Source organism: Chloroflexaceae bacterium (assembly GCA_025057155.1).
In the GTDB taxonomy this organism is placed as follows: domain Bacteria; phylum Chloroflexota; class Chloroflexia; order Chloroflexales; family Chloroflexaceae; genus JACAEO01.
Genome location: JANWYD010000030.1, coordinates 24623 through 36068 on the forward strand (window position 1 = coordinate 24623; position 11446 = coordinate 36068).

Consider the following 11446-nt stretch of genomic DNA (forward strand, 5'->3'; position numbering starts at 1 on the left):
GGTTGCCATGGGTTCGTGGACGGAACTGGACGCCATCTACCCGCCGGGGAAGTTGACGCCAGCGACGGCGCTGGTGGTCGCGCTGGGGCGCCTGGAAGGAGCGACGGACATATACGAGGGCGAGCGCCTGGCGGCCTTTCTCCCCCCTGGTCTCAGCTACGACGCCGATCTGATCGGGCGCGCCACGCGCTACCTGACCGAGGCGCCCCTGGAGCAGTTCTTCGCCGAGGCTCAGGCGCTGCTTTCGCCACGCCAGCGCCTGGTGATTGCCCTGCACGTGCTTGATCGCGCCCTGGCGCTCGGTGATACGCCAGCGCGGCGCGAGCGGGCCGCCCAGATCATTGCCGGCATCGGCGCCGATGGCGATGCCCTGGCGGCCCACCGGCCCACGCTGGCGCTCAAGAATGACCTGGGGGCCTTCACCCAGTAGCGTTCGTGGCGCGCGCTTGCTGGAGGGGAACGGGAAACCGGGTTTGCCCATGCCCCGGCCAGGGCTTGAGCAGAGCCCGTCTGCCACGGTGGGGTGTGGGGCCGCGTAGCCGCCCCACGGATCATGTACGGGTGATTTTGGCGGCTGCGCTGCCAAAGTCACCCGTACAACCGGGTTGGGGGCTTGCCCCCTGAACTTTGCTCAAGCCCAGATGTCACGGCGCTTGACAGGGGCCAGGGCCCTGGCGTATAATCATTACCAATCGGCATATTTTTGATAATATTTTACTATTGATTAACCTTTCCCCGTTGGGCCGGGGCAAGGGAAACCTCGGTTTCCCCGCGTTCAGCCGTTGACTGGACTATCTTCCCAACAATCAAACGACGCCGCGAGCCGCCACGGCGCCGGCCGAGGGGCCGCGCGGCGGTGCGACCCGGTGGTGGTTTTCTGCTCCCTTGCAAGCGTTAGGAGGCTGGCATGCCGGTCACACCGACCTATCCGGGCGTCTACATCGAGGAGATCCCCAGCGGCGTGCGCACGATTACCGGGGTGGCCACCTCGATCACCGCTTTTCTCGGCAAAGCGCCGCGCGGCCCCACCGATGAGCCGGTGACCATCACCAGTTTTGCCGATTACGAGCGTGTGTTTGGCGGCTTGCACCGCGACTCGACCCTGAGCTACGCCGTGCGCGACTTCTTCCTCAACGGCGGCAGCCAGGCGATCATCGTGCGGCTCTATAAATCAGTTGCGGGCAAGGCCGCCAGGGCTACCTACGAGTTGCCGACCAACCCGCCCAAACTGACGCTCGAAGCCGCCTCCGCGGGCGCCTGGGGCATGCAGGTGCGCGTGCGGGTGGAAGCGAAGTCTTCCGGTGACCCGAACGTGCAGGCCGTGGCCCGGCGTCTCGGCGTGCAACCCGCCGACCTGTTCGACCTGACCGTGCGCGATGGCGGCGCCGGGGCCATCGAGACCTTTCTCAATCTGACCACCAAAGAAAGCGCGCGCCGGGTCGATCGGGTGCTCAAGGCCGAGTCGCGCCTCGTGCGCGTGAAGTCCGGCGTTCCTTCCGACACCGGTCCCACCGCGCATAGCGGCGCGCTGACGGACAACGATGTCTGGACCGATAACACCAAATCAACACCGGCCAAAACGGACCCTGCTGACGAGGCCGTGGATAGCGACCCGCTGGACTCCGACACCTACAGGGGCAGTTCCACGGCCAAAACCGGTCTGTACCAACTCGAAAAGGTTGATCTGTTCAACCTGCTGTGCATTCTGCCCGATGCCCGTGGCGGCGACGTGCCGGATGATGTCTATCAGGAGGCGTTGAGCTACTGCGTCAAACGTCGGGCCGTGCTGCTGGTTGATCCCAGGAATGACTGGACGACGGTCAGCGCCGCTCAGGCGGGTGTGAGCGGGATGAACCTCACCGGCGATGCGAGCCGGAACGCGGCGATCTTCTTTCCGCGCATCAAACAGGCCGACCCGCTGCTCGACGGCCAGATTGACACCTTCGTGCCCTGCGGGGCGATTGCCGGGGTCATGGCCCGCACTGACGCCCAGCGCGGAGTGTGGAAGGCCCCCGCGGGCATTGACGCGGCGCTTAATGGCGTTGCCGGGTTGCAACTGGAGATGACCGATGCCGAGAATGGCCTGTTGAACCCCCTGGGGATCAACTGCCTGCGCGCCTTCCCGGTGTACGGGCGGGTCGTCTGGGGCGCCCGGACCATGCGCGGGGCGGACGTAGTGGCGGACGAGTACAAGTACATCCCCGTGCGGCGCCTGGCGCTGTTCATCGAGGAGAGCCTGTACCGCGGCACGCAGTGGGTGGTGTTCGAGCCGAACGATGAGCCGCTCTGGGCGCAGATCCGCCTCAATATCGGGGCCTTTATGAACAATCTGTTCCGCCAGGGCGCCTTCCAGGGTCGCACCCCCCGCGAGGCCTACTTCGTCAAGTGCGATAAGGAGACCACCACCCAGAACGACATCAACCTGGGCATCGTCAACATTCTGGTGGGCTTCGCCCCGCTCAAGCCGGCGGAGTTTGTGATTATCAAGCTCCAGCAGATGGCTGGCCAGATCCAGGTCTGATGTGCGCCACTCGCGCTCGCCCCAACCGGGGGCGGGACCGCCGGCGCCCGGAGCGAAAAGGTTTCCGCCCCGACCGGCAGGGGCATGGGTAAACCTGGTTTCCCCACATTCCTGTCAGGCCCTACGCGGCATTGCCGCACAACGACGGGAAAAGAAAAGTGTTCCTGGGAGGGCTTCGCTCTCCCGGATTCTCCCGTGCGTGGCCTGTGTTCACGTCGTTTGTATGCTGCGCAGCCTCATAGGACCCCCAGGAGGAGGGTATGGCCCAGTTTAGCGTGAACGCCCAGCGCTTCGATCCATATAAGAATTTCAAGTTCCGCGTCAAGTGGGACGGGCGCTACGTGGCCGGCATCAGCAAGGTAGGCGCGCTGAAGCGCACCACCGAGGTGGTGGAGCACCGTGAGGGCGGCGATCCCAGCACCAGCCGCAAGTCGCCGGGGCGCACCAAGTACGAGGCGATCACCCTGGAACGCGGCGTTACACACGACAAGGAGTTCGAGCAGTGGGCCAATAAGGTCTGGAACTATGGCTCGGGCCTCGGCGCGGAGGTGTCGCTCAAGGATTTTCGCAAGGATATTATCATCGAGATGTACAACGAGGCCGGTCAGTTGGTGATCGCCTACAGGGTGTACCGCTGCTGGGTTTCGGAGTACCAGGCCCTCCCCGATCTCGATGCCAATGCCAATGCCGTGGCCATCCAGACAATCAAGCTCGAAAACGAGGGTTGGGAGCGCGACTATGAGGTGGTCGAGCCGGCGGAGCCGAGTTTCACCGAGCCGGCCTGAGCGCGCGCGTATGGCTGAGGTGATGTGTGGTCCTCAATCCCCCTGCCTCGCTGCGCTCGGCGTTCCCTCTCCACCAGGGGGTGGAGAGGGAGCGCCGGTGTAGGGTTTTTCGAGCGAGAACGGGTTTTTGGCATTCCAATGCGCTTTCGGTCCTCACCCCCCTGCCCCCCTCTCCACCGTAGGTGGAGAGGGGGAGTTGGGCGTCCTGATGCCCCAGATGGCGAATGCGACGCGAGGATGTGCCGGAAAACCCTACACCTGAGAAGGTGGAGAGGGAGGGTGAGGAGTAACGCCGGTCGGACAGCCGTCGGGGCGAAACATCTTTGGCCCCCAGGAAAGCCGGTTTCCCCACCGCCCGCATGGGAGGTTCGTATCGCGATGCGCCCGCTCTCGACGTTTCAGGGCTTCTCCGCCGCCGAACTGCTCAGCCTCTGGGAGACGGGCAGCGCCCAGCACCCTCTGGATCGCGCGCTGACCATCCTGGCGGCGGCGGAACCCGGGCAGGGCCGCCTTGACCTGGCGCGCCTGCCGGTTGGCCGGCGCGACGCGCGGTTGCTCGCGGTCCACGAGCGGGCCTTTGGCCAGCGCCTGGCCGCCCGCGCCGCCTGCCCCGCCTGCGCCGAGCGAGTCGAGATGGCCCTGGATACGCGCGATCTGCTTGCCTCGCAGCCCGACGGCGACCCGGCCGAGCCGCTGCTGGTGGCTTGCGATGGCTATGAGGTGCGCTGCCGCCCGCCTGATAGTTTTGACCTGGCGGCGATCGTGGGGGAACGCGACGTGGTCGAGGCCCGGCGGCGCCTGCTGGCCCGCTGCGTGGTGTCGGCGACGCGCACGGGGGAGCCGATGCCGCCGGAGGAACTTCCCGAGACCATCGTCGCCGCGGTGGCCGAACGGATCGCCGCGCACGATCCGCTGGCGGTGATCGAGTTGGCCCTCGCCTGCCCGGTCTGCGGGCACGAGTGGCGGATGCTCTTTGACATTGGCGCCTTTCTGTGGAGCAGGATCGAGGCGGCGGCGCGCCGGTTGCTGCACCAGGTGCACGCCCTGGCGCGGGCATATGGCTGGAGCGAGACCGAGATCCTGGCCCTCGGCCCCGTCCGGCGGCAGGCCTATCTGGAGTTGATCTGAAGAGACGTCCGTTGTCATCGCGGAGGAGCGCGGGGAGGCTACTCCTCCCCGCATCTCCCCCGAACGGGTACATACAGGATCGTCTGGCCAAACCGCGTTGAAGCTGTAAGTGCGCGTAGCAGACTGAGTCATGGCTGATCTCCTGCTCAAACTGGTCCAGCGCACGCTGGGACTCGCGCCGGTGGTCGAGCCGCTGGTCGCCCCGCTGTTCGCGCCGGATCCTGCGCTACAGGACGCCTCCGCGGCGCCCCCAACGTCGCTGCCGGAGGCCCCCGCGACGCCCCAAACCCCGCCGGACATCGCTGTTCCCACGCAGCGCAGGGCTGCGCCGCCAGCGATTGGCGCCCCGGAGAACATCGCGCCGCCGCCGGACGGCGCGCCGGTTCCCGGGCCGCCCCGGCCACCCCGCGCCCCGGCACGGCAGGCGGAAGGCCCTCCGTCGTCCCATCCGCTCCTCGCGCCCGCCGCGGATGCGCCGGTGCCGCCCGGGCCGTCCATCGCTCCTCCTGAGCCGCTGCTGCTGCCGGTTGCGCCCGTAGAACCTGGCGCTTTCTCCCCGGCGCCGGAGCGAGCCGTGGTCGCTCCGCCCGGCGCGTTGCCTTCACATCCGAGGCCCGGCGCGTTGCCGCCGCGCCCGGCGCCGGCGGCGTTCGGCGCGGCGCCGGAGGATGCGCCCGCGCCGTCGCGCCGGGCCGCCGCGGAGACGCTACTCGTGCCGCCGGAAGGACCAGCGGGGCCCCTTTCCGCGCCAGAGGTAGCGCCGGTCCCCGCTGCCTCCGGCGCCGGCGCGGCGAGACTCGACGCTGCCCCACCGGCCGCGCCGCTGGCGCCGGTGATCGAGATCCGCATCGGGCGGGTGGAGGTGCGCGCCATTCAGGCGCCCGCGCCGCCCCAACCCCGCCCCGCGACCCCGCCCGCGCCGCAACTGTCGCTCGAAGAGTATCTGCGCCGGCAAAACGGGGGGCAGCGATGAGCAATTTCCTGGCCATTGCCACCGTCACCGCCACCCTGCGGCAGATGCTCGAAGATGCCGTCAGCCGCGACGTGTCGGGCGCGACCGCCACCGCGGTGCGGCCCAACGCCCCGGGCAATCAACTGCCCAATCCAGGGGTCAATCTGTTTCTCTACCACGTGACGCCCAATGTCGCCTGGCGCAACGCCGATGCCTGGACGCGCGACGCCGATGGCGGGCTGGTGCAGCGCCCTCGCGCCGCCGTCGATCTGCACTACCTGCTGTCGTTTTACGGCAACGACGCCGACCTGGAACCGCAACGGGCGCTGGGCAGTTCCCTCCGTGCCCTCGCCGAGCGACCGCTGCTCCCGCGGGGGGCCATTCGCGAGGTCATCGCCGCAACCCCCGCCCTCGCCGCCTCGAACCTCGACTCCGAGGTCGAGTCGGTGAAGTTGACGCAGACCCCGCTCTCGCTCGAAGAACTGTCGAAGCTCTGGTCAGTATTTTTCCAGACGCCCTATGTGCTCTCGGTGGCCCTCCAGGCCGGGGTGGTGCTGATCGAAAGCCGGGGCGCGCCGCGGGCGACCCTGCCGGTGCGCGAGCGCAACCTGTATGTCGTGACCCTGCGGCAGCCGGTTGTCGAGTGCGTCGAGGCAAGCGCCGGCGCCGGGCAACCGGTGCTGGCCGGGGCCGCGATTCGTATCGTGGGGCGCGACCTGCGCGGCGAGATCACCCGAGTACGGATCGGCCAGGCCCTGGTGACACCGCCGGCGAACCAGGTCGGCGACACGGCCATCGAGGTGACGCTCCCCGCCGGGCTGCGCGCGGGGGTGCAGAGCGTACAGGTCGAGCATCCGCGGCTGATAGGTACGCCGCCGGCTCTCCACGGCAGCGTCGAGTCGAACGTGGCGGCCTTCGTCCTGCAGCCGGCGGCCAGTTTCGCCGTGACCAACGTGACGCCGGTGGTCGTAGACGGGGCGACCCTGCACTCGGCCACCGTCACGGCCACGCTTGACCCTGCGGTGGGGCGGACGCAGCGGGTGAAGCTGTTGTTGTACGAGTTCAACGCGCCCGATGATCGTCCCGCCCGGGCCTATGTCTTCGACGCGCCGCCGGACAATGGCATCACCGCACCGGCGCAACAGGAGACCACCACGGTGGCCTTCGGCGTCGAGCGGGTGGTTCCGGGGGCCTACCTGGCCCGCGTGCAGGTGGACGGGGCCGAAAGCCCGCTCGCGGTTGACGGCAGCGGGCGCTTCGCCGGGCCACAGGTGACGATCTGATTTTGGATTTGGGATTGGGGATTTTGGATTGGCTGGGAGCAAGCCGGTGGGCCCATCCGCCTCCCGGAGTGAAAGTTACTGGGGAGTGGCGCGTGGCGGAAAAGGAACCGGATGACCTGGTTTTGCGAACGGACCCGCGCGGAGGGGAACCAACCCTGATGGCAACCCACCAGCAACTTCTTCCTGAACCGTCGGTGACGCCCCACGGCTCCCCGGAGCGGGAGGGCGCGCGCGACTGGCACACGGCCAACCAGGGCTACCTGCGGGCCGCGCTCAACCTGGCGCGCGCCGCGCTCATCGGGCCGGCGGAGAGCGAGGCGCTGGTTCAGGCGCGCGACGAACTCCGACGGGCCGCCGCGTCGCTGCCCGCGCCCGCCGCCCTCGAAACCCTCTGCGCCGGTTTTGGCCTCTCGGCCTTCGAGCGCGACCTGCTGCTCCTCTGCGCCGGGGTGGAACTGGACGCCGGCTTCGGCCCGCTGCTGGCCGAAGCGCAGGCCGACCCGGGGCGGCCCTACCCCACCTTCGGCCTGGCGCTGGCGGCGCTGCCCGGAGCCCACTGGAGCGCCCTCGCGCCCGAGGCGCCCCTGCGCCGCTGGCGGCTGATCGAGGTTGGCGCCGGCCCGGCGCTGGTGGCCGGCCCGCTGCGGATCGATGAGCGTGTGCTCCACTTTCTGCTGGGGGTCAACTACCTCGACGAGCGGCTGCGCGGCATAGTCGAGCCCGCGCTGCCCGCCGCGCCGCTGGCGCCCTCGCACGCCGCCCTTGCCGAGCGCATCGCCGGGCTGTGGGCGCAACCCCGGGCGGGAGGCTCGCTGCCCGTGGTGCAACTCTGGGGCGCGGAGGGCGCCGAACGCCAGGCGATCGCCGCGGTGGTCTGCCAGCGCCTCGGCTGGGACCTGTTCGCCATCGGCGCGCAGCATTTGCCGACCGATCCCCGCGAACTTGAGGCCCTTACGCGCCTGTGGGAGCGCGAGGCGCTGCTGAGCCGCGCGGCGTTGCTGATCGACTGCGACGACCTCGACCCCGCCGACGCGCCCCGCGCATGGGCCGTCGCCCGCTTTAGCGAGGGCCTGGACGGACCCCTCATCCTCGCCGGCCGCGAGCGGCGCCCGTTGCGCCGGCGCCCGTCCCGGGGCTTCGAGGTCCCCCGACCCGGCCTCGACGAGCGGCGGGCCCTCTGGCAGGGTGCGCTGGGCGCGCACGCGGAGCGCCTGAACGGGCAGATCGAGCGCCTGGCCGCCCAGTTCAGCCTGGGCGCGACGGCCATCGGCGCGGTCGCCGCTGAAGTGGCCGCCGCGGCGGACGGCCATGAAGCGGGCGAGTCCCTGTGGCAGGCCTGCCGCGCGCGAGCGCGCCCCCGGCTGGACGATCTGGCGCGGCGCATCGAAACCCGGGCATGCTGGGACGACCTGGTGCTGCCCGAGGCCCAGTTGCGGACCCTGCGCGACCTGACCGCCCAGGTGCGCCAGCGAGCCAAGGTCCACGAGGAGTGGGGCTTCGCGGCGAAGAGCAGCCGCGGGTTGGGCATCAGCGCGCTGTTTGCCGGCGCCAGCGGCACGGGCAAGACCCTGGCCGCCGAGGTGATCGCCGGCGCGCTGCAACTTGACCTGTACCACATCGACCTGAGCCAGGTGGTCAGCAAGTACATCGGCGAAACCGAGAAGAACCTGCGGCGGGTCTTCGACGCCGCGGAGGACGGCGCCGCTGTGCTACTCTTCGACGAGGCCGACGCCCTCTTCGGCAAGCGCAGCGAGGTGAAGGACAGCCACGATCGCTACGCCAACATCGAGGTCAGTTACCTGCTCCAGCGTATGGAGCAGTACCGTGGATTGGCGATCCTGACCACGAATATGAAAGACGCGCTGGACACGGCCTTTCTGCGCCGCATCCGCTTCATCGTCGCCTTCCCCTTCCCGGACGCGGACCAGCGGGCGGCGATCTGGCGGCGGGTGTTCCCGCCGGCTACACCCACCGAAGGGCTGGACATCGCCCGGCTGGCGCGGCTGAACGTAGCGGGCGGCAACATCCGCAACATCGCCCTCAACGCCGCCTTCCTGGCCGCCGACGCGGGCGAGCCGGTGCGCATGGCCCACCTGCTGCGCGCGGCCCAGATCGAGTACGCCAAGCTGGAGAAGCCGCTACCGGCCAGCGAGGTAGGGGATTGGGTGTAGACGGGAAACCGGGTTGCCCTGCACCCCCGCCCGATGGGGGACCGTTGTAGCGCAACCCTCCGCGGGTTGCGCTGGGGAAAAACAGGGTTGCCCCGCGCCCCTGCCGGCGGGGAGAGGCGGGGAGGGCGCAGCCCTCCCAGAACATGGTTCGGATTACCCGGTTATCCGCATAGACGCCAGAGGCTAACCCGATGCGCATTCGACTGGAGATCGACACCCTGATCCTGGAAGGCTTCCCGGCCCACGAGCGCCGGCGCATCGCCGCGGCGGTGGAAGCCGAACTGGCGCGGCGCCTGGCCGATTGGCGTCCGTCCGCTGACCTGAGCAGCGTTTCGCTCCCCCGGCTGGATGGCGGAGCATTCGACGTGGCGCCCGGCGCGTCGCCGGAACAGATTGGCGCGCGGGTGGCCGAGGCGATCTACGGAGGTCTGACGCGATGAAGAGCCAGTTGCAGCGCCAGCCGGCCACGAAACCAGCGGCGGAACCCGCTCCGCGTTCGCTGCTCCAGCGCAAGTGCGCCTGTGGCGGCACACCCGGCTTCGATGGCGAGTGCGCAACGTGCCGGGCAAAGCGGCTCCAGCGCCGGGCGACCGAAGGCGCCGGGCCGTCCGGCGTGCCGCCCATCGTTCACGAGGTGCTGCGCTCGCCGGGCCAGCCGCTCGACGCGGAGACGCGGTCCTTCATGGAGCCGCGCTTCGGCCACGACTTCAGCCGGGTGCGCGTGCATACCGGCGCGCGGGCGGCCGAGTCGGCGCGGGCCGTGAACGCGCTGGCGTACACCGTGGGGCGCGATGTGGTCTTCGGGGAGGGGCAGTACGCGCCGGGCACCGGCGCGGGGCGACGCCTGCTGGCGCATGAGTTGACCCACGTGATCCAACAGGGCCATCGAACGAGCGGGCTAACGAAGGTGAGCGAGCCAGGCGAACCAGTTGAACGAGAAGCAGACCGGACGGCTGAGGAAGCGTTGCGTACCGCGCAACCTGGTATCCAACCGGTGACATCAGGCAGAACTGACACTATTTGGCGCACACGCTCTACTAGATCAACCAGTTGTCCGGCAAATACAAATTCCGCTCCGGTTGACCCCGCCGCCGTGCTCGATGGCGACGATGGGCGCGCCCGTGAGATCGCGACTACAGTCGCCGATCTCACGGGGGCTAAGCCTCCTGCCCCTGACACGGTTGATATCTACCGGGCGCGTTTCGGCTCTCCGCCAGCAGTGAGAACAGGCTTTCTTAACCGACTGACAGGCCAGGTGCGTCAGTCAGAGGACGTAGCTGTCAGCGAAGAGTTGAACATACTTTCGCGACGCTTCCGGCTAGTCGCGCGCTTTTTCAGCCAGTCGATCGCCTATCGCTGCATCGGCGGCGCGAGTAGCTTCGGCGGCTGCTCTCCGCCGACCTGTGAAAATATGTTCGCTTGGTCGTGTCGCGGCATCGGCGCGATTTTCCTGTGTCCCAGTTATTGGGATCATACAGCCAATACCGACGAGCGAGCAGCGGTGCTGGTTCACGAGGCTTTTCACGTCAATTTCGGCGTTTCGAATCCGCGGCAAGTCGGCGAAGTCGGCGATGAGACGCTGCGCGGTCCAGGCCGCAACTTCGTTGTGGCCGATTGCTACTCGGGTTTCGCCGCCGATCTGGTGGGCATTAAGAACCCCGCTGATTCGTGTCCGGCAGCACCCTGATAGGATCGGCCTTGCGTGAATTCGGATTGTTGGAGTAACGCAATGTCAACCACGCCCGGACGCGCCGCGCCTCATCTGAAAATCTGCAATCTGTAATCACACCAGGTGCACTATATTCAGGAGAGTGAGCATTCCTATGCCTCCATCCCCCCTCCTCCAGAAAGGCGCCATTATCGGGTTGGACCCGTTCAACCCCGTCGCCAGCGTGATCGTCTTTCAGTACAACCCGGAGACGCTGACGCGCACCGTTACCGCGCAGAGCGCCGGCGGCGAGCAGCGCGGCGATCGGGGCGAGGCGCTGCGCCTCAAGGGGCCGCCCCAGGAGCAGATCCGCCTGGAGGTGGAGCTTGACGCCGCCGATCAACTGGAACGCGGCGATAGTATCGCCGGCAGTATGGGCATCTTTCCCGCTCTCGCAGCCCTGGAAATGCTCCTCTACCCCAAGTCGCTCCGCGTCATTGCCAATGAGGTGCTGCTCAACCTGGGGGTGATCGAGGTCATCCCGCCCGAGGCCCCGCTGACCGTCTTTGCCTGGGGCCTGCACCGTATCCTGCCCGTGCGCCTGACTAGCCTGACCATTACCGAAGAGGCCTTCGATCTCCGTCTGAACCCTACCCGCGCCAAGGTCAGCCTGGACCTGCGGGTGCTGAATTACCAGGACCTGGGCCTGCCAAGCCCCGGCGGGACGCTGTTTATGGCCCACCAGATCGCCAAAGAGGTTATGGCGACCATTGGCAGCGTAGGCGCCATCGAGCGCGGTTTTTCGACCTGATCGGTTCCCTGCCGGGGAGGGCGCCGTAGCGCAACCCGGAGGGTTGCGGGCGGAAAAACCGGGTTTCCCTGCGCCCCTGGCGGGAGGGTGAAGGAGGGCTTCGCCGTCGCGCCCCTGGCGGGAGGGTCCGGGAGGGCGCAGCCTTCC

Annotated in this window: 10 protein-coding genes; all 10 read left to right on the forward strand. The window is 68.3% G+C overall.

What is annotated here, in order from left to right; genetic code table 11:
• Positions 1-7 precede the first annotated feature (7 nt).
• Positions 8-430 (forward strand): hypothetical protein, encoded by a 423-nt coding sequence (locus NZU74_19485; GenBank protein ID MCS6883517.1) that lies wholly within the window; start codon positions 8-10, stop codon positions 428-430.
• A 477-nt stretch (positions 431-907) separates the two neighbouring features.
• On the forward strand, positions 908-2521 hold the full coding sequence (locus NZU74_19490) for a phage tail sheath subtilisin-like domain-containing protein (GenBank protein ID MCS6883518.1): 1614 nt from the start codon (positions 908-910) through the stop codon (positions 2519-2521).
• A gap of 260 nt (positions 2522-2781) precedes the next feature.
• Entirely contained in the window at positions 2782-3306 is a 525-nt protein-coding gene (locus NZU74_19495; protein MCS6883519.1) for a phage tail protein, read from the forward strand.
• Positions 3307-3684: 378 nt separating this feature from the next.
• On the forward strand, positions 3685-4434 hold the full coding sequence (locus NZU74_19500; protein MCS6883520.1) for a hypothetical protein: 750 nt from the start codon (positions 3685-3687) through the stop codon (positions 4432-4434).
• A 130-nt stretch (positions 4435-4564) separates the two neighbouring features.
• Positions 4565-5407, forward strand: a complete 843-nt coding sequence (locus tag NZU74_19505) for a hypothetical protein (GenBank protein ID MCS6883521.1) — start codon at positions 4565-4567, stop codon at positions 5405-5407.
• Positions 5404-6669, forward strand: a complete 1266-nt coding sequence (locus tag NZU74_19510) for a DUF4255 domain-containing protein (GenBank protein MCS6883522.1) — start codon at positions 5404-5406, stop codon at positions 6667-6669. Before NZU74_19505 ends, NZU74_19510 begins: the two co-directional genes overlap by 4 nt.
• A 158-nt stretch (positions 6670-6827) precedes the next feature.
• Positions 6828-8840, forward strand: a complete 2013-nt coding sequence (locus NZU74_19515; protein ID MCS6883523.1) for an ATP-binding protein — start codon at positions 6828-6830, stop codon at positions 8838-8840.
• 191 nt (positions 8841-9031) lie between these two features.
• Positions 9032-9280, forward strand: a complete 249-nt coding sequence (locus NZU74_19520; GenBank protein ID MCS6883524.1) for a hypothetical protein — start codon at positions 9032-9034, stop codon at positions 9278-9280.
• Positions 9277-10527 (forward strand): DUF4157 domain-containing protein, encoded by a 1251-nt coding sequence (locus tag NZU74_19525; protein ID MCS6883525.1) that lies wholly within the window; start codon positions 9277-9279, stop codon positions 10525-10527. Before NZU74_19520 ends, NZU74_19525 begins: the two co-directional genes overlap by 4 nt.
• Positions 10528-10663: 136 nt before the next feature.
• Positions 10664-11299, forward strand: a complete 636-nt coding sequence (locus tag NZU74_19530) for a hypothetical protein (GenBank protein MCS6883526.1) — start codon at positions 10664-10666, stop codon at positions 11297-11299.
• Positions 11300-11446: the final 147 nt, after the last annotated feature.

What these genes read in the sequence shown, in the direction of transcription:
- NZU74_19485 (MCS6883517.1), top strand. Translation starts at nt 8, where the DNA reads ATGGGTTCGTGGACGGAACTGGACGCCATCTACCCGCCGGGGAAGTTG.
- NZU74_19490 (MCS6883518.1), top strand. Translation starts at nt 908, where the DNA reads ATGCCGGTCACACCGACCTATCCGGGCGTCTACATCGAGGAGATCCCC.
- NZU74_19495 (MCS6883519.1), top strand. Translation starts at nt 2,782, where the DNA reads ATGGCCCAGTTTAGCGTGAACGCCCAGCGCTTCGATCCATATAAGAAT.
- NZU74_19500 (MCS6883520.1), top strand. Translation starts at nt 3,685, where the DNA reads ATGCGCCCGCTCTCGACGTTTCAGGGCTTCTCCGCCGCCGAACTGCTC.
- NZU74_19505 (MCS6883521.1), top strand. Translation starts at nt 4,565, where the DNA reads ATGGCTGATCTCCTGCTCAAACTGGTCCAGCGCACGCTGGGACTCGCG.
- NZU74_19510 (MCS6883522.1), top strand. Translation starts at nt 5,404, where the DNA reads ATGAGCAATTTCCTGGCCATTGCCACCGTCACCGCCACCCTGCGGCAG.
- NZU74_19515 (MCS6883523.1), top strand. Translation starts at nt 6,828, where the DNA reads ATGGCAACCCACCAGCAACTTCTTCCTGAACCGTCGGTGACGCCCCAC.
- NZU74_19520 (MCS6883524.1), top strand. Translation starts at nt 9,032, where the DNA reads ATGCGCATTCGACTGGAGATCGACACCCTGATCCTGGAAGGCTTCCCG.
- NZU74_19525 (MCS6883525.1), top strand. Translation starts at nt 9,277, where the DNA reads ATGAAGAGCCAGTTGCAGCGCCAGCCGGCCACGAAACCAGCGGCGGAA.
- NZU74_19530 (MCS6883526.1), top strand. Translation starts at nt 10,664, where the DNA reads ATGCCTCCATCCCCCCTCCTCCAGAAAGGCGCCATTATCGGGTTGGAC.